The 21,941-nt window shown below is 65.1% G+C and carries 17 protein-coding genes, 4 tRNA genes, 1 other RNA gene and 1 pseudogene; 17 read left to right on the top strand and 6 right to left on the bottom strand.

Features of this window, described 5'->3' with window-relative positions; all coding sequences use genetic code 11:
- Nucleotides 1-176 precede the first annotated feature (176 nt).
- Nucleotides 177-764 carry a WYL domain-containing protein gene (locus SMCB_RS12775; protein WP_144400339.1) on the bottom strand — a complete coding sequence of 196 codons (588 nt, stop codon included), beginning with the start codon at nucleotides 762-764 and terminating at the stop codon, nucleotides 177-179.
- A 402-nt stretch (nucleotides 765-1,166) separates the two neighbouring features.
- A complete protein-coding gene (locus SMCB_RS10255) occupies nucleotides 1,167-2,540 on the bottom strand; it encodes an IS1380 family transposase (protein WP_045537692.1) in 1,374 nt (457 codons plus the stop codon).
- 439 nt (nucleotides 2,541-2,979) lie between these two features.
- Here SMCB_RS10255 and htpG point away from each other — a divergent pair, with 439 nt between their 5' ends.
- Nucleotides 2,980-4,905, top strand: a complete 1,926-nt coding sequence (htpG, locus tag SMCB_RS10250) for a molecular chaperone HtpG (RefSeq protein WP_045536796.1) — start codon at nucleotides 2,980-2,982, stop codon at nucleotides 4,903-4,905.
- Nucleotides 4,906-4,934: 29 nt separating this feature from the next.
- Here the strand turns inward: htpG and SMCB_RS10245 are convergent, their stop codons facing one another.
- Nucleotides 4,935-5,525, bottom strand: a complete 591-nt coding sequence (locus SMCB_RS10245; protein ID WP_045536795.1) for a hypothetical protein — start codon at nucleotides 5,523-5,525, stop codon at nucleotides 4,935-4,937.
- Nucleotides 5,526-5,719: 194 nt separating this feature from the next.
- Here SMCB_RS10245 and trpE point away from each other — a divergent pair, with 194 nt between their 5' ends.
- The 14 genes from trpE (at nucleotide 5,720) to htpX (ending at nucleotide 14,655) form a co-directional block, all read left to right on the top strand.
- On the top strand, nucleotides 5,720-7,222 hold the full coding sequence (gene trpE, locus SMCB_RS10240; RefSeq protein ID WP_045536794.1) for an anthranilate synthase component I: 1,503 nt from the start codon (nucleotides 5,720-5,722) through the stop codon (nucleotides 7,220-7,222).
- Nucleotides 7,219-7,548 (top strand): chorismate mutase, encoded by a 330-nt coding sequence (locus tag SMCB_RS10235; protein WP_045536791.1) that lies wholly within the window; start codon nucleotides 7,219-7,221, stop codon nucleotides 7,546-7,548. Before trpE ends, SMCB_RS10235 begins: the two co-directional genes overlap by 4 nt.
- 21 nt (nucleotides 7,549-7,569) lie before the next feature.
- Nucleotides 7,570-8,139, top strand: coding sequence for an anthranilate synthase component II (locus tag SMCB_RS10230; protein WP_171820324.1), 570 nt, complete (start codon nucleotides 7,570-7,572; stop codon nucleotides 8,137-8,139).
- A 47-nt stretch (nucleotides 8,140-8,186) separates the two neighbouring features.
- Nucleotides 8,187-9,239: an anthranilate phosphoribosyltransferase gene (gene trpD, locus SMCB_RS10225; protein WP_045536787.1), complete on the top strand. Its 1,053-nt coding sequence runs from the start codon at nucleotides 8,187-8,189 to the stop codon at nucleotides 9,237-9,239.
- A gap of 18 nt (nucleotides 9,240-9,257) precedes the next feature.
- Entirely contained in the window at nucleotides 9,258-10,055 is a 798-nt protein-coding gene (gene trpC / locus SMCB_RS10220; RefSeq protein ID WP_045536785.1) for an indole-3-glycerol phosphate synthase TrpC, read from the top strand.
- On the top strand, nucleotides 10,052-10,825 hold the full coding sequence (locus tag SMCB_RS10215; RefSeq protein ID WP_045536783.1) for a uracil-DNA glycosylase: 774 nt from the start codon (nucleotides 10,052-10,054) through the stop codon (nucleotides 10,823-10,825). The genes trpC and SMCB_RS10215 overlap by 4 nt, the downstream gene beginning before the upstream one ends.
- A 37-nt stretch (nucleotides 10,826-10,862) precedes the next feature.
- Nucleotides 10,863-10,948, top strand: a tRNA-Tyr gene (locus tag SMCB_RS10210).
- A 71-nt stretch (nucleotides 10,949-11,019) separates the two neighbouring features.
- Nucleotides 11,020-11,093: transfer RNA gene (locus tag SMCB_RS10205), tRNA-Gly, on the top strand.
- Between the two features lie 53 nt (nucleotides 11,094-11,146).
- Nucleotides 11,147-11,221: transfer RNA gene (locus SMCB_RS10200), tRNA-Thr, on the top strand.
- Between the two features lie 53 nt (nucleotides 11,222-11,274).
- Nucleotides 11,275-12,465: an elongation factor Tu gene (gene tuf / locus SMCB_RS10195; RefSeq protein ID WP_045536781.1), complete on the top strand. Its 1,191-nt coding sequence runs from the start codon at nucleotides 11,275-11,277 to the stop codon at nucleotides 12,463-12,465.
- 18 nt (nucleotides 12,466-12,483) lie between these two features.
- Nucleotides 12,484-12,559: transfer RNA gene (locus SMCB_RS10190), tRNA-Trp, on the top strand.
- 106 nt (nucleotides 12,560-12,665) lie between these two features.
- Nucleotides 12,666-13,046 (top strand): preprotein translocase subunit SecE, encoded by a 381-nt coding sequence (gene secE, locus SMCB_RS10185; RefSeq protein WP_045536780.1) that lies wholly within the window; start codon nucleotides 12,666-12,668, stop codon nucleotides 13,044-13,046.
- Nucleotides 13,047-13,112: 66 nt separating this feature from the next.
- Complete coding sequence (gene nusG / locus SMCB_RS10180; RefSeq protein ID WP_231851290.1) at nucleotides 13,113-13,640, top strand: transcription termination/antitermination protein NusG; 528 nt, start codon at nucleotides 13,113-13,115, stop codon at nucleotides 13,638-13,640.
- A 142-nt stretch (nucleotides 13,641-13,782) separates the two neighbouring features.
- The gene (htpX, locus tag SMCB_RS10175) at nucleotides 13,783-14,655 is read left to right on the top strand and encodes a protease HtpX (protein ID WP_045536776.1); all 873 of its coding nucleotides are present in this window, start codon (nucleotides 13,783-13,785) and stop codon (nucleotides 14,653-14,655) included.
- A gap of 113 nt (nucleotides 14,656-14,768) precedes the next feature.
- Here htpX and SMCB_RS10170 read toward each other — a convergent pair whose 3' ends face one another.
- Complete coding sequence (locus SMCB_RS10170) at nucleotides 14,769-16,706, bottom strand: NAD(P)/FAD-dependent oxidoreductase (protein ID WP_045536775.1); 1,938 nt, start codon at nucleotides 16,704-16,706, stop codon at nucleotides 14,769-14,771.
- A 129-nt stretch (nucleotides 16,707-16,835) separates the two neighbouring features.
- On the opposite strand from SMCB_RS10170, the gene rnpB reads away from it, so the two are divergent.
- An RNA gene (gene rnpB, locus SMCB_RS12270) (RNase P RNA component class A) lies at nucleotides 16,836-17,181 on the top strand.
- A 4-nt stretch (nucleotides 17,182-17,185) separates the two neighbouring features.
- Here the strand turns inward: rnpB and SMCB_RS10165 are convergent.
- Nucleotides 17,186-18,964 carry a diguanylate cyclase gene (locus tag SMCB_RS10165; RefSeq protein WP_231851289.1) on the bottom strand — a complete coding sequence of 593 codons (1,779 nt, stop codon included), beginning with the start codon at nucleotides 18,962-18,964 and terminating at the stop codon, nucleotides 17,186-17,188.
- 467 nt (nucleotides 18,965-19,431) lie between these two features.
- On the opposite strand from SMCB_RS10165, the gene SMCB_RS10160 reads away from it, so the two are divergent.
- Nucleotides 19,432-20,913 carry a diguanylate cyclase domain-containing protein gene (locus SMCB_RS10160; RefSeq protein ID WP_171820301.1) on the top strand — a complete coding sequence of 494 codons (1,482 nt, stop codon included), beginning with the start codon at nucleotides 19,432-19,434 and terminating at the stop codon, nucleotides 20,911-20,913.
- On the opposite strand, the pseudogene SMCB_RS10155 reads toward SMCB_RS10160, so the two are convergent.
- A pseudogene (locus SMCB_RS10155) lies at nucleotides 20,903-21,832 on the bottom strand (MBL fold metallo-hydrolase); the annotation flags it as partial. The gene SMCB_RS10160 and the pseudogene SMCB_RS10155 overlap by 11 nt on opposite strands.
- Between the last annotated feature and the right edge of the window lie 109 nt (nucleotides 21,833-21,941).

The raw sequence follows: 21,941 nt of genomic DNA, 5'->3' as shown, positions 1-21,941 counted from the left end.
TTGCCCAACATATAAGTCACTGGCACTGCCCGGTATTGGCACGCAGTAATATTATGAATCGCAGTGCGAGGCTTGAAATCAGTCGACCAAGAGCGCAACAGCCAGTGCAAACAAACGTGCTCAAGGAAAACCATGGCTGCACCTGATTTCCGATTTCCTGAAGCTTGACTGCCGGGCTAGGTGTTGTGGCTCGGACCCAATGGGGAGAGCGATTTTGCGAACTCAAGAAAAGACGTTTGAGCCTTGCCAAAATCTCCATAGGTTTTTGTCGCTTGCTTCTTCGCGCTAACAATCCAAGGACGCGACCTTTCTCGGTGATTGGTCTCTCTGACTTGCTCTCCATCGAAGACCAGATCATAGGCAATGGCTTCGTACCGAAGAGATACGTCGGGTTTTTGGATCATCTTTCCGTTCTTAAGCGTGCGATGCAGGGAAATGTTTTCTCCCTCGCGCTGAACGGCCCAACCCAACGCTTGCAGCGCTGCCGTCTTAAAGAAAGTCAATACATCAACTGTTTGAAATGTGACAATGGGCTGTGGTAGGATGGATGCCAATTGAGATGGTTCGCCGTCGACGACAAGCTCAATTTTTTCGATGATGAATGTTTTTATTTCATCGGATAGCAGGCAGCGAGCACGAACCTTGCCGTCTTTTACGGAAATGGGTTGTATGTCTCGCTCCCTGCCTGGTGTGGAGCCGCCAAAGTACCGGACTCGAAGGCTTGCCCCGCTAGCAATAGCATTTTGCAGATTTTCAGCAATCATGGCGGCTCCCAAGAAGAAAAAGTCTGACGTCAGCTTAGAATAAAAACATGATCGGGCAAAAATTTTCCATCTTCGCGCCGCGCAAGAACTGGGCGGGTATTAGGACGTGACAACCACTCTGACCTGCCTTCACATGCTCCTGAATCCGTGACCTCAATCCCCGCATCACGACATGCCCGCCCAACCGCCGCCCCAAACTGAGATTTCTCGCACTTTTCCCGCCCAGCGGGCCGCGCGAAGACCCATCGGCGCTCACAAACACCCCGCACAAGGCGCTTGCAAGCCCATCTAACCGTGTTTTCGCCCGCTTTCGCCACCACCAGCGCAGCCTTAGCCCCGCAGAACCCCGCGTTTTTCGCAATCCGTGAGTTCGCTGAGCCCGATCTGACCCAGCCAGCAACCTTAAGCTGCCTTCATCTTGCCAAAGGCACGCTCAAACACCGCAAAGCCCGAGTCCGAGCCCGAGATGCCCAATGCCCAGCCCCGCGCATGGCTGATGACGCGCGCGGCCTTGTACATCAGCTCTTGCATCACGGTCTTGATGCGCCGGCGCAGCGCGGTCTTGCGCATCGGGCTGTCGCTCTCGTGCAGCGTGTACTGCCCCACGATGCGCAACAGGTTCATGGCCAGCGCGGCCAGCGCACACACCAGGTGGTTGGTGGCAAACTTGCCCGAGGGCAGTCGGTTCAAGTCCATGTCGGTCTTGAACTCGGCATGAAACTGCTCGTGCGTGGCGTGGTCACGGTACAGGGCGATGACCTGCTCGTGTGCCACCTCCGGCCCCAGCGTGGTGCTCCAGCCTTCCAGCACGTACTCGGGAAAGAGCAAGGGCTGGCCCCGCTTGTCCAGCGTGCGCTCGGTCAGACGATAGACGCGGCGCAGTGCGCGGCTGCTTTCTGCTTGGGTTTCAATGCCAAGCAGCGCTTCGCTCCACAGGCATTCGCGCTTGCCGGCTCGAAGCGGGTTCCAGACGGTGTGGGCATCGGCGCAGCGCTGGGCGGCAATCTGCTCCACCGGCGCGGCGCGCGGATTCCATTTGATCAGCAGATCGACTTGGCGCCCCAGCTTGGCCGCTTGTTCTTGTGTGCGCGCTATCAGGTGCTGCGAGCAAAAGCCCGAGTCGGCGCGCAGCAGCAAGGGCGCTTGGGCCACCGCACAGGCGGTGCTCAGGGCCCGTTCGATGTTGTATTCGCTCTCGCGCGCGCTGTGCTGGCTGCCCGGACGCAGATCAAGCTCCAGACAGTAGCCGCGGGTGCCCAGGTACAGGGCGATGGGGCAGTAGCCATCGACTCCGGCGTAGGTGTAGGACACGCCTTCTTTGGCGCTGTCGCTCTGATCCATGACGAAGGTGTCGATGTCCAGTGGCAGGTGGCCGCTGGGCAGGGCCCCGAAGTCGATCGCTGCGCCATCGATGTGCAAGCCCAGCAGGGCGCGGTTGATCGAGTCGGCCAGTACGCTCCACTCGCAGCCCATGGCATCGAAGCGCTGGCGCAAGGTGGCGCTGGAGGGCACGGCGCGCAGGCCCAAGGCTTGGTGGGCAAAGCGCTGCTTGCGAAAGGCTTCGACGGCTTCGAAGTCGTTCTTGCCCAAGGTGAGCATGGCCACATAGCACTTGAGGATGTCGCTGTTGGCAATTCCGGCACGCACGGGATACTGGGGATCGACCATGGCCGGCAGGTTGATGCGCTTGAACAAGCGCCCCACCAAGGCCAAGCCACCGTGGCTGGACAAGTCGTAGGGCAGCTTTTTGACAACGAACTCGACTGGGTCAGTCATTTGCGGCGCTTGCACCTGCTGGGTGCGCGGTGGGATGTTGGTAGTGCGTTGATTATAATCGAAAAACGTTGGGTTTGTGGGGTTCAGGTCACGGATTCAGGATGCTAAAAAGTGGCGTTCGCTGTGTGCCAAGTCTAGGGGAAGCAATCCGCAAAGATTGATCGGCGCATGGTCCACGCCATCCCTCAAACCGCTTGTGGCATTGTATACAGCCCCCACGCGCTGTAAAGGGTCGCAAAGAGGGCTGGGTCTGGCAGGGGCTGTTGGCCGATTTTTGGCCGCGCAGCGGACGGTATGAGGCCGGCAGCCCCTGCCAGCCCCAGCCCACCCACACTGCAGCTTGAAATCCCCCCACTAGCCCCAAACTAGCAAGCCGCTGCGCTAACAGCGCACACCCAGTACCCGATCATCCACCGTTACCGAACCCCATCCGCACCCCATGAGCACCCATCACGCATTCCAGACCGAAGTGGCCCAGTTGCTGCACTTGGTCACGCATTCGCTGTATTCCAACAAAGACATCTTCTTGCGCGAGCTCATCTCCAACGCCTCCGACGCCTGCGACCGGCTGCGCTTTGAGGCGCTCGACCACGCGGCGCTGTTTGAAGACGCGCCAGCGCTGGAAGTGCGTGTGGGCTTTGACGCCGAGGCCAAAACCCTCACCATCAGCGACAACGGCATCGGCATGAGCGAGGCCGAGGCGATCGAGCACCTGGGCACCATCGCCAAGAGCGGCACCAAGGCCTTCATGAGCCGCCTGAGCGGCGACCAGCAAAAAGACGCGCAACTGATCGGCCAGTTTGGCGTCGGTTTTTATTCCGGCTTCATCGTCGCCGACCGCATCACGGTCGAGAGCCGCCGCGCCGGCTTGCCGCCCGAGCAAGGGGTGCGCTGGGTCAGCGAAGGCACGGGCGAGTTTGAGACCGAAGCCCTCACCCGGGCTGAGCGCGGCACCTGCATCACCTTGCACCTGCGCGACGACGCCAGCGAATACCTCACGCGCTGGAAGCTCAAAGGCATCATCGCCAAATACTCAGACCACATCAGCCTGCCGATCTTGATGCGCAAAGAGGAATGGGACGCCGACAAAGGTGAATCGGTGCTGCGCGACGAGTGGGAGCAGGTCAACGCCGCCAGCGCGCTCTGGACGCGGCCCAAAAAAGACCTGAGCGAACAGCAGTACAGCGATTTTTACCAAGCCATCAGCCACGACTACGAAGCGCCGCTGGCCTGGAGCCACAACCGCGTCGAGGGCACAACCGAGTACACGCAGCTGCTCTACATCCCGGCCAAGGCCCCGCACGACCTCTGGAACCGCGACAAAAAACCCGGCGTCAAGCTCTACGTGCGGCGCGTGTTCATCATGGACGAGGTCGAGGCGCTGCTGCCCAGCTACCTGCGCTGGGTCAAAGGGGTGATCGATTCGGCCGACTTGCCGCTCAACGTCAGCCGCGAGCTGCTGCAAGAGAGCCGCGACGTCAAAGCCATACGCGAGGGCAACACCCGGCGCGTGCTGGCGCTGCTCGAAGACTTGGCGCAGCAGGGGGTGGAGCCCGCCGCCGCCGATGCAACCGACGCCACGGCTGATGCCGAGGCCGCGCCATCCAACGACAAATACCGCCGCTTTTACGCCGAGTTTGGCGCCGTGCTCAAAGAAGGGCTGGGCGAGGACTTCGGCAACCGCGAGCGCATCGCGCGCCTGCTGCGCTTTGCCTCCACCCAAAGCGACGCCGTGGCCGTGAGCCTGGCCGACTACAAAGCGCGCATGAAAGCGGGCCAGAAAGCGATCTACTACCTCACGGCCGACAACCTAGACGCGGCCAAGAGCAGCCCGCAGCTCGAGCTGTTTCGCAAAAAGGGCATCGAGGTGCTGCTGATGACCGATCGGGTCGATGAGTGGGCGCTGTCGTTTTTGCACGATTTCGACGGCACCGCGCTGCAGAGCGTGGCCAAGGGCGCGGTGGATTTGGGTCAGCTGCAAGACGAAGCCGAAAAGCAGGCCACCGAGGCCGCCGCCGAGCAGTACAAGCCCTTGCTCGAGCGCCTGAAAACGGTGCTGGCCGACAAGGCGTCCGACGTGCGCATGACCGCGCGCTTGGTCGATTCACCCGCTTGCCTGGTGGTGGGCGAGGGCGAGCTGTCGAACCAGCTCACGCGCATGCTCAAGGCGGCCGGGCAAAAAGCCCCCGATGCCAAGCCGATACTGGAGCTCAACCCGGCGCACGCGCTGGTGCAAAAGCTCGAGCAGTCGGCGCAGTTCGACGACTTGGCGCACATTTTGTTTGACCAGGCGCTGCTGGCCGAAGGCGGGCTGCCGCAAGACCCGGCCGGCTACGTGCGCCGCGTCAACGCCTTGCTGGTCTAGGGGAGGCTGGGGGCCGCCCGCTCAGCCTCTTACTCCAAGGTCGCCGCGTACTCGATGATGGCGCGGTGATCTGGGGCCAGCAGCTTGTAGCGGATGCCGTCGTTGGCGAGCAGGGTGCGCATCTGGCTGTCGATCTCGCGCGCTTGGGTTTCGTCCTGCAGGCGGCCGCTGCGGATGTATTTTTTGTCCAGGTCGCGCTGCACAAAGATGTTGATGTTGTCAAACTGCCGGTACCAAGCCATGATCTGGGCGTGGGTTTTTTTTACGTCGCAGATGTTGTCGGCGTAGGTCTGGTTGTAGTACAACAGTTGCGGCAGCGAGCCCTCGGTGACCAGGTACTGCACTTGGCCGTTGAGCACCTCGAGCATTTGAAACTGCTCCAGCGCCAAGGCGTACTGGTTGCGCAGCGCGGCGAAATCGCGCTGCCAGACGCGGATTTTGGCGATCTCGGGCACCATTTCCACCGTTTTACCCATCAGGTGCAGCTTGAGCACGATGCTGGATGAAAACAGCGATTTGTCGCAGCTCGGCCCGCCGATGATGTTGATCACCTTGGTGCGGTACAGGCGCATCTTGTTCTCGGGCTGGATCGGGTCGACGTAGGTGACGCTGGTGCTCATGTGTGTCTCCGGTAAAAGGGGGAAACTGAGTGCACAGGTGCCAAGCCCGACGCCTGCGCAAGTGAGGGGCCGCAAAACGCGCATCCTACCACTGGGCGCGCTGGGGTGCGCGCCGCCTTTGCTACACTTGATCGGCCGCAAACCCTACCCCGCCGCGCCCGCGCCAGAGCAGCGCGCTAAGGAAGCCCCTCGACGTGATCACCGAACCCGAATTCCAGCACCTGGCGGCCCAGGGCTACAACCGCATCGCCCTGAGCGCCGAGACGCTGGCCGACCTCGAAACCCCGCTCTCGCTCTACCTCAAACTGGCGCACGGTGGCCCCGAGGCTGGGCGCTACAGCTTTTTGCTCGAATCGGTGGTGGGTGGCGAGCGCTTCGGGCGCTACAGCTTCATCGGCCTGCCGGCGCGCACGGTGTTGCGCGCCAGCGGTTTCGGGGCCGAAGCACGCACCGAGGTGCTGCACGACGGGGTGTTGGTCGAACAGGCCAGCGGCAACCCGCTCGATTTCATCGCCGCCTACCAGCAGCGCTTCAAGGTCGCCCTGCCGCCGGGCTGGCCGCGCTTTTGCGGCGGGCTGGCCGGTTACTTTGGTTACGACACGGTGCGCCACATCGAGCACAAGCTCTTGCACAGCTGCCCGCCAGACCCCTTGGGCTGCCCCGACATCTTGCTGCTGCAGTGCGAACAGCTGGCGGTGATCGACAACCTCTCGGGCCGCTTGCACCTGATCGTCTATGCCGATCCGGCCCAGCCCGATGCCTACGCCTTGGCGCGCCAGCGCCTGCAAGCGCTGCTGGCGGCGCTGCAACGCCCAGTAGCCGCGCCGGCGCTGCAGCCCAGCCCGGTGCAGCCGCCCGAGCGCGCCTTTGCCCGCGCCGACTACCTGGCCGCCGTGGCGCGCGCCAAAGAGCTGATCGCCGCTGGCGACTTCATGCAGGTGCAGGTCGGGCAGCGCATCAGCCAGCGCTACGAACAAAGCCCGCTGAGTTTGTATCGCGCCCTGCGCTCGCTCAACCCCAGCCCCTACATGTACTACTACGATTTTGGCGACTTCCAGGTGGTGGGCGCTTCGCCCGAAATTCTGGTGCGCCAAGAGCGCGTGCCCGAGGGCTGCAAGGTCACCATCCGGCCGCTGGCCGGCACGCGCCCGCGCGGGGCCACACCCGAGCTGGACCGCGCCGCCGAACAGGAGCTTCTGGCCGACCCCAAAGAGCGCGCCGAACACGTGATGCTGATCGACCTGGCGCGCAACGACATCGGGCGCATCGCCCAGACCGGCAGCGTGCGGGTGAGCGACGCCTTCGTGATCGAGCGCTACAGCCACGTGATGCACATCGTGAGCAACGTCGAGGGCCTGCTGCAGCCCGGGTTGAGCAATATGGATGTGCTCAAAGCCACCTTCCCCGCCGGCACCCTCACCGGCGCGCCCAAGGTGCACGCGATGGAGCTGATCGACCAGCTCGAGCCCGTCAAGCGCGGCCTCTACGGCGGCGCCTGCGGCTATCTGAGCTATGCCGGCGACATGGATTTGGCCATCGCCATCCGCACCGGCATCGTCAAAGACGGACAGCTGCACGTGCAGGCGGCGGCTGGGGTGGTGGCCGATTCGGTGCCCGAACTCGAGTGGAGCGAGACCGAACACAAGGCGCGCGCGCTGCTGCGTGCGGCCGAAATGGTGCAGGAGGGATTTGAATGAGCCAGACCCACACCAGCGCGCCCGTTCATTGTTCCCACATGGCCGAGGTGCGCGCGCACATCGACGCCCTCGACGCGCAGATCGTGCCTTTGCTGGCGCTGCGCTGTGGCTACGTGGCGCAAGCCGGGCGCATCAAGCAAGACCCAAACCTGATTTACGACCAAGAGCGCATCGACGCCATCCTTGAGCGCGTGCAGGCGCAGGCCACGGCGCTCGGGGCCCCGGCGCTGGTGCTGGGGGCGGCCTACCGGGCCTTGATCGCGGCCAGCATCGAGTTCGAGCGCGCCGAATTTGCGCGTTTGCGCGCCCAACCGGCACAACCCTAGGATGGCTGCTTCATGCTGCTGATGATCGACAACTACGACAGCTTCACCTACAACCTGGTGCAGTATTTGGGCGAGCTCGGGGCGCAGGTGCTGGTGCGGCGCAACGACGAGATCGGGCTCGAGGAGCTCGAACAACGCGTGGCCTCAGGCGAGATCGAGCGCTTGGTGGTCTCCCCAGGCCCCTGCTCGCCGGCCGAGGCGGGGGTGTCGGTGGCGGCCATCCAAGCGCTGGCCGGGCGCGTGCCCATTTTGGGCGTCTGCCTGGGGCACCAGGCCATCGGGGCGGCTTTTGGCGGGCGCATCGTGCGCGCGCAGCAGCTCATGCACGGCAAAACCAGCCTGATCCACACCACCCAAGAGGGCGTGTTCGCTGGCTTGCCGGCGCAGTTCACCGTCAACCGCTACCACTCGCTGGCGATCGAGCGCGCCAGCCTGCCCGAGTGCTTGGCCATCACTGCTTGGAGCGACGACGGCGAGATCATGGGTGTGCGCCACCGCAGCCTAGGCATCGAAGGCGTGCAGTTTCACCCCGAGAGCATTTTGAGCGAGCACGGCCACGCCTTGCTGCAAAACTTTCTGGCGCAGCGCTGAAGCCCTGAAGCCCTGCGCAACCCTTTCCCTTCCAGATTGCATCCACCATGGACACCGTGCTCCCCGCCCTCACGCCGCAGCAGGCGCTGCAGCGCGTCCTTGAACGGCGCGAGCTTTTGCCCGCAGAAATGCGCCAGCTCATGCAGCAGATCATGCAGGGCGCCGTGGCGCCGGTGCCGCTGGCGGCGCTGCTGACCGGGCTGCGCATGAAGGGCGAGAGCAGCGGCGAAATTGCTGCCGCCGCACGGGTGATGCGCGAATTCGTCACCCCGGTCGAGCTGGCCGATCGGCGCCATCTGGTGGACATCGTCGGCACCGGCGGCGACGGCGCACAGACCTTCAACATCTCCACCTGCGCCATGTTTGTGGCCGCCGCCGCTGGGGCGCGCGTGAGCAAGCATGGCGGGCGCAGCGTGAGCAGCCAATCGGGCAGCGCCGACGTGCTGGAGGCGCTGGGCGCGCAGATCAACCTGAGCCCGCCGCAGATCGCACGCTGCGTCGAGCAGACCGGCGTCGGCTTCATGTTTGCGCCCAACCACCACCCGGCTATGAAGCACGTGGCCCCGGTGCGGCGCGAGCTCGGCGTGCGCACGCTGTTCAACATTCTGGGGCCGCTCACCAACCCGGCCGGCGCGCCCAACATCCTGCTGGGCGTGTTTGCCCCCGAGCTGGTGGGCGCGCTGTTGCGGGTGCTGCAAGACCTGGGCGCGCAGCACGCGCTGGTGGTCTATGGGCAAGATGGGCTGGACGAAATCAGCCTCGGGGCCGCGACCCGCGTCGGCGAACTGCGCCACGGCGCCCTCCGCGAATACGAGCTGCACCCAGATGATTTTGGCTTGGCCATGGCCAGCCACCGAAGCTTGCGCGTGCAAGGCCCGGCGCAGTCGCTGGCCTTGCTGCGCGCGGTGCTCGACGACCAACCCGGTGCGGCGCGCGACATCGTGGCCCTCAACGCCGGGGCCGCGCTCTACGCCGCCGACGTGGCCGAATCAATCGCCGACGGTTTGCAACGCGCCCGCGCCGCGCTGGCCAGCGGCGCCGCCCGCGCCAAGCTCGAGCAGTTCGTCGCCACCACCGGCGCGCTGGCCGCCGGCACCTGAAAGCTGGAGCCCCTACTCATGAACGACATTTTGCAGCGCATCGTCGCTACCAAGCGCGAAGAAATCGCACAGGCGCAGGCGCGCCACCCCTTGGCCGTGGTGCGTGCCGACGCCGAAAGCCGCCTGCTCACGCGCGACTTCACCGGCGCCTTGCGCGCCAAGCTGCGCGCCGGCCAGCCGGCGGTGATCGCCGAAATCAAAAAAGCCAGCCCCTCCAAGGGCGTGCTGCGCGAGCCCTTTGAGCCGGCCGACATCGCGCAGAGCTACGCCGCCAACGGCGCCGCCTGTCTGTCGGTGCTCACCGACCGCGACTACTTTCAGGGCAGCCCAGACTACCTCAAGCAAGCGCGTGCCTCCTGCCATTTGCCGGTGCTGCGCAAAGACTTTCTGATCGACCCCTACCAAGTGTACGAATCGCGCGTGCTCGGCGCCGACGCCGTGCTGCTCATCGCCGCCTGCCTGTCCGACGAGCAGATGGCCGAACTCGAGGCGCTGGCGCACAGCCTGCACATGGCGGTGCTGGTGGAGGTGCACGACGCGCCCGAGCTCGAGCGCGCGCTGCGCCTGCGCACGCCGCTGATCGGCATCAACAACCGCGACCTGCGCAGCTTCGAGGTTCGGCTCGAGACCACGCTCGAGCTGCGCCCCCACGTGCCGCCGCAGCGGCTGCTGGTGAGCGAGAGCGGCATCGGCACCCGCGCCGACGTGCTGCGGCTGCGCGACGGCGGCGTTTCGGCCTTTTTGGTCGGTGAAGCCTTCATGCGCGCCCCCGATCCGGGGCAGGCGCTGGCCGAGCTGTTCGACCCCGGGCCGTGAGCGCGCTTGGCAGCGCAAACTCGGCACAGCCGCAGGGATCGCTGAGCGCTTGGGCGCCGCAAGATTGGTCCCTCGCTCCCGACTGGCAGCCGCTGTGGCAGGCATTCCTCGCCAGCCCGCATGGGCAGCAGCTGGGCCAGCGCCTGCAAGAGCAGATCGATGCCGGGTTGCAGCTTTATCCGGCGCATCCCTTGCGCGCGCTGGCACTCACGCCGCTGGAACAGGTGCGGGTCGTGATCTTGGGCCAAGACCCCTACCACGGGCCGGGTCAGGCCGAAGGGCTGGCCTTCTCGGTGCCAGCGGGTCAGCGGCCGCCGCCTTCGCTGCGCAACATTTGGGTCGAATTGAAGCGCGAAGCGGCGTGCTGCCAACCCGCTGACCAGCCGGTGCACCAAGGCAGCCCGCAGCTGGGCAGCAGCCTCGAGCCGTGGGCGCGCCAAGGCGTGCTGCTGCTCAACACCACCCTCACGGTGCAGGCCGGGCTGGCCGGCAGCCACGCCGGCTGGGGCTGGGAGCGCTTCACGCACGCCGTGCTGCAGGCTTGCGCCGCCCACGGCCGGCCCAAGGCGTTCCTGCTCTGGGGCCGCCACGCCCAAGCCACCGCAGAAAGCGCGGCCCTCGACCGCCAGCCGCACCTGTGCCTGCGCGCCAACCACCCCTCGCCGCTGGCGGCGCGGCGGCCGCCGCAGCCCTTCATCGGCTGCGGCCATTTTGGCGCCGTGAACCGCTGGTTGTTGCAACGCGGCGAAAAAAGCATAGACTGGTGCTGAAAACGCTTTGGCACCGTGGCATAATGCGGGGCTTGCTGGAGGGGTGCCCGAGTGGCTAAAGGGGGCAGACTGTAAATCTGTTGGCTTACGCCTACGCTGGTTCGAATCCAGCCTCCTCCACCAGCAAAGCCGATGCGGCAAACCGGAGCTCGAGCAGACTGTGGCTGCTGCGTCCGGCCCAAGCGGGGCTCGATGCGGGAGTAGTTCAATGGTAGAACCCCAGCCTTCCAAGCTGATGACGCGGGTTCGATTCCCGTCTCCCGCTCCAGCGCCGGTGCTGTATAGGCTGATGTTTTTTGTGGGTGGCCGCAAGGCCGCTACGCCCATGTGGCTCAGTGGCAGAGCACTCCCTTGGTAAGGGAGAGGTCGGCAGTTCGATTCTGCCCATGGGCACCAAGTCTTTGGTGTGTTTTTAATCATTTCGGCATTCTTCAATTCGGAGCTGTAGCATGGCAAAGGAAAAATTCCAGCGGACCAAGCCGCACGTCAACGTGGGCACCATCGGTCACGTGGACCACGGCAAAACCACGCTCACGGCGGCCATCACCACCGTGCTGGCAGCCAAGTTTGGCGGACAGGCCAAGGCCTACGACCAGATCGACGCCGCCCCTGAAGAAAAAGCGCGCGGCATCACCATCAACACCGCGCACGTCGAATACGAAACCGCCAGCCGCCACTACGCCCACGTGGACTGCCCCGGCCACGCCGACTACGTTAAGAACATGATCACCGGTGCCGCGCAGATGGACGGCGCCATTCTGGTCTGCTCCGCCGCCGACGGCCCGATGCCGCAAACCCGCGAGCACATCCTGCTCGCGCGCCAAGTCGGCGTGCCCTACATCATCGTCTTCCTCAACAAGTGCGACATGGTGGACGACGCCGAGCTGCTCGAACTCGTCGAGATGGAAGTGCGCGAGCTGCTCGACAAATACGACTTCCCCGGCGACCAGACCCCGATCGTGCACGGCTCGGCCAAACTCGCCCTCGAAGGCGACAAAGGCCCGCTGGGCGAACAAGCCATCATGAAACTGGCCGACGCCCTCGACAGCTACATCCCGCAGCCCGAGCGCGCCGTCGATGGCGCCTTCCTGATGCCGGTTGAAGACGTGTTCTCCATCTCCGGCCGCGGCACCGTGGTCACCGGGCGCATCGAGCGCGGCATCATCAAAGTCGGCGAAGAGATCGAAATCGTCGGCATCGCCACCACCCAGAAAACCACCTGCACCGGCGTCGAGATGTTCCGCAAGCTGCTCGACCAAGGCCAAGCGGGCGACAACGTCGGCATCCTGCTGCGCGGCACCAAGCGCGAAGACGTGCAGCGCGGCCAAGTGCTGTGCAAGCCCGGCAGCATCAAGCCCCACACCCACTTCACCGGTGAGGTCTATGTGCTCTCCAAAGACGAAGGCGGGCGCCACACCCCGTTCTTCAACAACTACCGGCCGCAGTTCTACTTCCGCACCACCGACGTGACCGGCTCGATCGAGCTGCCCGAAGGCAAAGAGATGGTCATGCCGGGCGACAACGTCAGCATCACCGTCAAACTCATCGCCCCGATCGCCATGGAAGAAGGCCTGCGCTTTGCCATCCGCGAAGGCGGCCGCACCGTGGGCGCCGGCGTGGTGGCGAAGATTTTGGATTGATCTGGATTGATTGCGCATAGGGGTATAGCTCAATTGGCAGAGCGTCGGTCTCCAAAACCGAAGGTTGTAGGTTCGATTCCTACTGCCCCTGCCACCTGACCGGCGTGCGGTCGGAGTTGGTTTTACAAAGCCCGCCGAAGTCGCAAGACCTCTGGTGGGCTTGCGTTTCTGCAAAGAACGCATTTTTAGGACTGGATTTCATGGCATCCCCCGAAGTAGAGACCGTCAGCAGTGGCGCCGACAAGGCCAAGCTGGGTGCTGCCGCCGCGCTGGCCGTGGCCGGCTTTGCGGCCTTTTTCTGGCTCGAAACCCAAGGCGCCTGGGTGCAGTGGGCGGCGCTGCTGTTCGGGCTGGCCGCCGGCGCGGTGGTGTTCTTCATTTCCGAGCCCGGACGGCAGTTGATCGGCTACGGCCAAGACTCGTGGCGTGAAACGCAAAAAGTGGTCTGGCCGGCGCGGCGCGAAGCGATCCAGATGACCGCCTACGTGTTCGCTTTCGTTGTCGTCATCGCGCTCTTTCTCTGGCTGGCCGACAGCCTGATCAGCTGGGTGCTGTACGACCTGATCCTGGGCTGGAGATAAGCCATGAACGCTGCCGAAACTCCCATTCTCCCCGATCCATCCTACAGCGCCGCGCCTGCCGAAGGCATGCGCTGGTACGTGGTGCACGCCTATTCCGGCATGGAAAAGGCGGCCGAGCGCAACATCCTCGAGCGCGTGCAGCGCGCCGGGATGCAGAGCAAGTTTGGCCGCATTTTGGTGCCCACCGAAGAGGTGGTGGAGATCAAAAACGGCGTCAAGCGCACCACCGAGCGCAAGTTTTTCCCTGGCTACGTGCTGGTCGAAATGGTGCTCGACGACGACACCTGGCACTTGGTCAAGAACACCGCCAAGGTCACCGGTTTCGTGGGCGGCGCCCGCACCCGCCCAACCCCGATCTCAGAAGCCGAGGTGCAAAAGATCATCGGCCAGATGCAAGAGGGCTCCGACAAGCCACGCCACAAGGTCGAGTTTGTCACCGGCGAATACGTGCGTGTCAAAGACGGCCCCTTCACCGACTTCAACGGCACGGTCGAAGACGTCAACTACGACAAAAACAAGGTGCGGGTCTCGGTCACCATCTTTGGCCGCGCGACCCCGGTCGAACTCGAGTTCAACCAGATCGAAAAAGCCTGAGGGCGCTAGGCGCAGATGCCCCCCACGGTTTGAGGGTGCGATGGAACTCGAGGGCTTTGCTGGGGTCGAAGCCCAGTCGCAGGCAGTGGTGTCTTACACTGTGCCCGCTCACCCCTAGCCGAACCCAAGGAGTTCTACCCCGATGAAACGTGTAATGCTGCTGATTCTGACCAACGTGGCCGTGATGGTCGTGCTGTTGGTCATGACGCGCCTGCTGGGCTTGGATCAATTCCTGACCGCGCAGGGCCTGGACCTGTTTGCGCTGGCTGGGTTTTCGCTGGTGATCGGTTTTGGTGGCGCCTTCATCTCGCTGCTGATCAGCAAGCCGATGGCCAAATTCAGCACCAAGTGCCAAGTGATCGAACAGCCGCGCAACGCCGACGAGGCCTGGCTGGTGCACACGGTGCAAAAATTTGCCGACAAGGCCGGCATCGGTATGCCCGAAGTGGCGATCTACCAGGGCGCGCCCAACGCCTTTGCCACCGGGGCCTTCAAGAATTCGGCGCTGGTCGCGGTTTCCACCGGCTTGCTGCAAAGCATGACGCGCGACGAAGTCGAGGCCGTGCTCGGCCACGAGGTGGCGCACGTCGCCAACGGCGACATGGTTACGCTCACCCTCATCCAAGGCGTGATGAACACCTTTGTGGTGTTTTTGAGCCGCGTGATCGGCTACATCGTCGATCGCGTGGTGCTGCGCAACCAGAGCGAGGCCCCCGGCATTGGCTACTGGGTGACGACGATCGTGATGGACATCGTGCTGGGTATCTTGGCGGCGATCATCGTTTCGTGGTTCAGCCGCCAGCGCGAGTTCCGCGCCGACGCCGGTGCCGCGCAGCTGATGGGGCGCAAACAACCCATGATCAACGCCTTGGCGCGCCTGGGCGGGCTGCAACCGGGCCAACTGCCCAAAGAGATGCAGGCCATGGGCATCAGCGGTGGCGGCATGCGCAAGTGGTTCTCGAGCCACCCGCCGATTGCCGAGCGCATCGCGGCGCTGCAACAACAACAAGGTTAAAACCGAGGCGGCTTTGCCTTTGCGCAAAAGCGCCAAGCCGCAGGCGCTTGGCCTTCGGCTGCAAGCTCTCAGATTCAGAAACCGCAGGCGCTAGACCAGCCCTCTGCTGGTGTTCATCCATAGGTTACCGCCTCGCGCCGCGCACCCCGGTCGGGTGCTGGCGCCGGCTGTCCCAGCGCGTGGCAGGCCAACGCTTCGGCCACGCGGATACCGTCCACCGCCGCCGACAATATCCCGCCCGCGTAGCCCGCCCCTTCGCCGGCCGGGTACAGGCCGCGCACGTTTAGGCTTTGGTAGTCGTCGCCGCGCGGGATGCGCAGCGGCGACGAGGTGCGGGTTTCGACCCCGGTGAGCACGGCGTCGGGCAAGTCAAAGCCACGGATCTGCTTGCCAAAGGCCGGCAGGGCTTCGCGCAGCGCCTGCAGCACGCAGTCGGGCAGCACGCGTGCCAGGTCGGTGGGGTGCACGCCCGGCTGGTACGAGGGCTGCACGCTGCCAAAGGCGCTGGTTGGGCGCTGGGCCAACAGGTCGTCCACGCGCTGCCCCGGGGCACAGTAGTTGCTGCCGCCGGCCACAAAGGCCCGCGCCTCTAGGTCGCGCTGCAGCACCACCCCGGCCAAGGGGTGCACTTGGCCGCGCTCGGCCAGGGCTTGCGCCTGCTGCGCGTAGAGCGCGCCGCGCTGTGGGCCAAAAGCGGCCTCCCAGGCCGCGCTGTCGTCAGGAAATGCTTGCGGGAAATCGCGCGGCTCGATCGCCACCACCAAGCCGGCGTTGGCGTTGCGCTCTTGGCGCGAGTACTGGCTCATGCCGTTGGTGACCACGCGCCCGGTCTCGCTGGTGGCGGCGACCACGGTGCCGCCCGGGCACATGCAAAAGCTGTACACCACGCGTCCGTTGCGCGCGTGATGCACCAGTTTGTAGTCGGCCGCACCGAGCAGCGGGTGGTCGGCATGGCGGCCCCAGCGCGCGCGGTCGATCAGGCTTTGCGGGTGCTCGATGCGCACGCCGATCGAAAACGCCTTGGCCTGCAGCGCCACGCCCGCGTCGTGCAGCATGGCAAAGGTGTCGCGCGCGCTGTGCCCCAGCGCCAGCACCAGGCGCTCGCAGGGCAGCTCGGTTTCGGCGCCCGTGGCTTGATCGTGTACGCGCACACCGCGCAGCCGCAGGGCTTGGGGTGCGGGTGCAGCGGCAACTGGTGGCAGGCTCCCCGGCGGGGCACGGTCGGGCAAACTTGTCGAATCAGGCAAATCGGGCACATCTGTCAAATCGGGCTCCAGCAGCAAGGCACTCACGCGCTGCTCGAAGCGGATCTCGCCGCCCAAGGCGATGATCTGCTCGCGCAGCGCCTGCACCACCTTGACCAGCCTGAAGGTGCCGATGTGCGGGTGCGCTTGGTACAAGATTTCGGGCGGTGCGCCGGCGGCCACGAACTCCTGCAGCACCTTGCGCCCGAGCCAGCGCGGGTCTTTGATCTGGCTGTAGAGCTTGCCGTCCGAAAACAGGCCCGCGCCGCCTTCGCCAAACTGCACGTTCGATTCGGGCTGCAGCTGCTGCTTGCGCCACAGCCCCCAGGTGTCGGCGGTGCGCTGGCGCACCGGGCGGCCGCGCTCGAGCACCAGCGGTTTGAGCCCCATCTGCGCCAGGGCCAGCGCCGCAAACAGGCCGCAGGGGCCAAAGCCCAGCACCACCGGGCGCAGCTCGGGGCGTGCGGGCCAGCCAGCCGGGGCGCAGGCCGGGGGGTGCCAGCGCATGTCCGGGCTGGGCTGGATGTGGGGGCGGCCGGCCAGACGCTGCAGCAGTGCGGCCTCCTGCGCCGGGTCAGCCAATGCCAGATCGACCACATAGACCACGCGCAGCTGCACCGAGCGCGCATCGAAGCTGCGTTTGTGCACCTGCAAGTGCGCGATCTGCTCATCGGGCACACCCAGGGTCTGCGCCGCCAGCGCGCGCAGCGCCACCAGCGGGTGTGCAGCGCCCAAATCGCCTGCATCGCCCTCGGCGGACGCGGGCAGGGCGGACAAATCCAGTTTGAGTTCAGATAGGCGCAGCATGGCGGGCTCGTATTCATCAAGCAACGGGATGGGGATGATACGCCGGCTCGAGGCTGCTGCTGCAGGCGGCTGAAGCATTCGGTGCAGGCAGTGCAAGCGCTGGGCACAATCCGGGATAATCGAGTCCGTGAAGCCTGCCAGACCGCCGCTGGCGCAAGGCCCGAAAGGGCGCGCTGGAGGAACGTCCGGACTGCACAGGACGGCGCAGCAGCTAACGGCTGCCCACCGCGAGGTGAGGATCAGAGCAACAGAGACGAGTCCCCAAGAACCATCCGCTGCGGCGGCCGGAGCCTGGGGGGTGAAACGGGCAATCTCTGCGCGCAGCAACACCAAGTAGGCCAGCGTTGACGTGGTTCCGCGGAGCTGGCGGGTAGGTGGCACCGAGCCGTGTGGGCGACCCACGGCCCAGAGAAATGGCGGTCACGCGGCGGGCAACCGCCGCGCACAGAATCCGGCGTATCGGCAGGCTTCACACTTTTTTAAGCCAGCTGCAGCAAGGTCGTGCGATTGGGGCCCGCGGGAGCATCGGCAGCAAAGACCTGCCCCCTAAGGCCGGCTTTCGCACTGTACATGGCCAAGTCGGCAGCGCGCAGCAGGCTGTACAGTTCGCTGCCGTCATCGGGTGTGAGCGCCACGCCTGCAGAAGCCGAAACCTGCAAACACTGCGCCCCGTAATCGATTGGCGCATCGAGCGCTGCGCGCAGGCGCTCGACCACGGCATCAAGCTCGGGCCTTGCTGGGCACTGGGAGATCAGCACCACGAATTCGTCGCCACCCAAGCGCGCCACCAGATCGCGCTCGCGCGAATGCAGGCGCAAACGGTGGCCGATTTCACGCAGCACCCAGTCGCCCGCTTCGTGGCCGAGGGTGTCATTGATCGGCTTGAACCGGTCGAGGTCAAACAACACCAGCGCGTGGCGACCGGGGCGGCGCAACAAAGCGTTGCCCATCTCATCCAGGCCGCGCCGGTTGCTAAGGCCGGTGAGCGTATCGGTCAGAGCCGCCTGCGCCAGGTGCATGCTGCGTTGTTTGAGCTGGGTGTTTTGCTGCCAGACGAAACGGATGCGGGCACTCAAGGCCGCAGCAAACACGAGCGATTGCGCAACGATGCCGATCTCGAGGCTGTTGTGCAACCAAAACAATTGCTCCGACCAGCCCCAGTTGACCGCCACCACCGTACCCACGGCCATGAAGGGCAGCAGGCTGCCAGCCAGGTACCAGCGTGCTGGGCCGTAGCCACGTTGCCATTGGCGCGCCGCAATCGCGGTTAGGCAAACGCTACCCGACAGGGCAACCGCCTCATTGAGGTGCTGCGCCCAAACGGTATACCCCAGCACACCCAGCAACAAAGCCAATGCGCAAAGAAAAACAAAGCCTAGAAAAAAACCGTTAGCAAGACGGTGCTTGCCTTGAATATGCAAAAAACTGCGGGCGAATGCAGCGCAGGCGGCCAGCCAGAGGGCCGGAAAAATCACGTAGCTGTGCTCGATCCACCACGGGCTGGCCGGCCACAGGTACTGGGCGGCATGGCCGTTGAAGCTCATGAGTGAAAGCCCGGCAAAACCCGCCATGAAACCGAAAGCCAGAAAAACCGGGTCGCGCAAAGCCAGATGAAGCGCAACCATGGCCGCCAGCAGGGTGAGCAGCATGCCGTAGATGAAGCCGTCGAACAGGCGCTGGTGTTGGCGGCTCAGATGGTGGTCGCGCGCATCCCACAGAGTGGGCGTCATGTGCTGGGGAATGCTCGATTGCACCCGCAGATACAGCGTGTAGGTGCCGGGTTGCGGCAGGGCCACCGGAAAAACGGCGCGCTCGCTGCCCAGCACACGGCTGGCAAAGGGGTGGATCAAGCCGGTGGTGAGCGGCCCGGCCAAGCGCTCACCGGCGGGCGTGAGCGGCCCGTAAAAAGTGACGTCGCGCAAGGCGGTGGTGGGCAGTTCGAGCAGCCAATGGCCGCCCGGGCTGGGTTGCGCGACGCGGATGCGAAGCCACCACACGGTGGGGCCGTGGGCGCGCAACAGCTGCACTGGGTAGAGCCAAGACGCGGCGTGCACCGGCTGGCGCACCTGCTCCAGCGTTAAGGCACCGGTGGGGTCGGCCAACAAGGCCACGCGCCCTTGCAGGTGCAGGCCGTGTGGCAGGCGCTCGAGCACCACGGCGGCAGTGGACGGCACGGCTGCGGTCTGTGTTTGCCCTAGGGCCGGCGTGCCCATCAGCAGCCACGCACACATTGCAAGCAGCGCCGGGGTGGGTGCCATCAAGGTGCTGACTCGGGCAGACAAACCGGCGCCCAAAGCAAAAAGCCAGCCCGACCACCAAACACCCATGCAGCACAACGCTTGGCATACTCGGCGATTTTTGGCTGGCAGGAGGGCGTACATGCTTAATTTGGCAATATACCGCGTTCAAAGGCCAAAGGGAAGAGAATTTTTCTGTGCCAGCGGGCATGGCTGCCGTCGTCTAGATGCGCATCTCCGCACCGCGACTTCGGAGTAAGATGGAGCCAAATAAAAAAGGTGGCGAGTTGGGACTATCAAACACGTTGTGGGCCGTTTGCTCGGTGCGTGCATGCTGGCGCCGCGCGCTGTGGCTGTTGCTTGGGTGCCTGCTTGGGGTATCGGGCGCGGTTTGGGCGCAGCCCAAACCAGATGCGCCCGGCGCGGTACCGGCCGACACGCGGCCGCTGCTGACGCTGGGTGTGTTTGCTTATCGGCCCAAGCCCGTCATGCTCCAGCGTTTCAACGCCTTGGGCGATTTTTTGAGCGCCAGGGTGCCGGGCTACCGCTTCCAAGTGCAAGCTTTGAGCGGCCCCGAGCTGGAGCAGGAGATCGAGGCCGGGCGGGTCGATTTCGTGCTCACCAACCCGGTGCATTTTCACTTGTTGCGCGAAGGCGGTCGCTTGTCGGGTTCGCTGGCCTCGATGGTGCTGCGCCACGGCGACACCCCCGTGCACGGCATCGGCGGGGTGATCGTGCGCCTACCCGATCGCACCGATTTGGCCACGCTGACCGATCTGCGCGGGCGCCGCATCGCGGTCTCGGGGCGCGAGAGTCTGGGGTCGTACATGGCCCCGGCGGCCGAGTTGCTGCAAGCCGGGGTGCCGCTGCATGAGTTACACATCGTCGAAACCGGACAGCCGGTGGATCGGGTGGTCGAAGCGGTGCTGCAGCGCGAGGTCGATGCCGGCTTTGTGCGCACCAGCGTGCTGGAAGACTTGGAGCGCGAGGGCAAGCTGCAGCCAGGGCAATTGGTGCACATGAACCCGCAGCAGGTACCGGGTTTTGCGTTGCGTCTTTCGACCAATCTGTACCCGGAATGGCCCTTCTTGGCCGCTGTGCATGTGCCGCCCGAACTCTCGCACCAGGTGGCGCTGGCGTTGATGGACTTGCGCCCCTACGACCCAGCGGCGCTGCAGGCGGGGCTGTACGGCTTTAGCATCCCGGCCGACTACGCTGCGATAGAGCGGGTGATGCGCGAGCTGCGCATGCCGCCCTTTGATCAACTGCCGACAGTGACCTGGACCGATGTCTGGCTGCGCTACCAGCTCTGGATCGTGTCCTTGGGCCTGAGTGGCAGCTTGGTGCTGCTGCTGGCGCTGGGGTTGGGGTTCAATACCCGGCGCCTGGTGCGCATCAAGCGCGAGCTGCAGGCGGATCGGGCCTTGCTGCAGCAGCAGCGCGAGGCGCTGGACCGGCTGGCGCACTACGACCCCCTGACCGGGGTGCCGAACCGGCGCCTGCTCGAAGACCGGCTGCAGGTGGCGCTGGCGCGCGCACGCCGTCAGGCCAGCCGCTTGGCGGTGTGCTACCTCGATCTAGACAATTTCAAACCGGTCAACGACCTGCTGGGCCATGCCGCCGGGGATCGGTTCTTGATCGAGATCACGCGCCGCTTGCAACAAGGTTTGCGCGCCGCCGATACGCTGGCTCGGCTGGGCGGCGACGAATTCGTGCTGTTATTGGCCGATTTGAGCCACGAAGACGAGTGGCAGCCGGTGTTGCAGCGCTTGCTGGAGGCGCTGCGGCAGCCGGTGCAGATCGATGGCCACGCGGTGGCCTCGAGCGCCAGCGTGGGGGTGGTGCTGTTTCCGGCCGCGCCCGACGACCCGGCCGACCCCGATACCCTGCTGCGCCACGCCGACCAAGCCATGTATCAGGCCAAACAGGAGGGGCGCAACCGCTACCGGGTGTTCGGGCTCAAGGCTTGAACAGGCCCAGCGCCTGGATGCGCTGCAAGTGCGCCAGCAGCGAGCGCCGCGCCACCGGCCACAGGTGCGCAGGCACATCGGCATAGACCACGGGCAGCCAGTCGTCGATTTGGCCCTTGGGCAGCGCCCGCATGGCCGACAGCACCCGCGCCTCGCGCTGCAGGCGGTGCCGGCGCAGCCGCTCGATGGCTTGCAGGGGTTGCGCCAGCGCATGGCCGTGTGCGGGCAGGATGTGGGTCACGCCCGCGTCTAGGCACAGCGCGGCCAAGCGATCGAGCGCATCGAGGTAGGCGCTCATGTCGCCGTCGGGCGGTTCGATCACCGTGGTGCTGCCCTCGAGGATGTGGTCGCCGCTGAACAGCAGGCCATCGCCTTCGAGCAGCAGGCACAGGTGGTTGGCGGCGTGGCCGGGTGTGTGCAGGGCGCGCAGCCGCAGCGGCGCCGAGCGCCCGTCGGGGTGGGGCAGCTCCAGCGCCTCGCCATCGTGCAGGGTGCGGTCGGGGCGGAAAAAACTGTGCTCGCGCGCCGTGGGGGCGCTGGGTAGGCCCAAGATCGGCGCGATCGGCGCAGAAGGGCGCGCTGGGCGTTGCGCCGAAGGGCCTTGGCGGCACAGCGCCTGCAACGGCAAGGCGGCGGGCGAGTGGTCGGGGTGCGAATGGGTGCAGACGATGGCGCAAATCTGGCCGGCGGTGGCTTGCCACAGGCGCTGCACGTGGGCGGCATCCAGCGGTCCGGGGTCGATCACCCAGTAGCCGCTGGTGGGCGCGCCGACTAGGTAGCTGTTGGTGCCGGGGCCGGTCATCAGCCCGGCGTTGGGAGCCGTCAGGCGCAGCACATGGGGCCGCAGCGCCACGGGTTGTTCGTGTTGCCAGTCGGGCGGGTCGTGCAAGGGCAGGGGGTGGATCATGGTCGGATCAGGGAATGGTGCGCGGGTTGTGCGGGTGGCGCGGTTGGGGCGTCACCAAGAGATGGGCGGCAATAGCCGGCAAAGGTGTGCAATCGTAAGGGCTGTAAATTTGGGTCTGGGG

The sequence above is a fragment of the Serpentinimonas maccroryi genome (genome assembly GCF_000828915.1).
Classification (GTDB): Bacteria; Pseudomonadota; Gammaproteobacteria; order Burkholderiales; family Burkholderiaceae_C; genus Serpentinimonas; species Serpentinimonas maccroryi.
The sequence above is the reverse complement of the archived record's forward strand: the minus strand, read 5'-3'. Positions and strand labels throughout refer to the sequence as shown.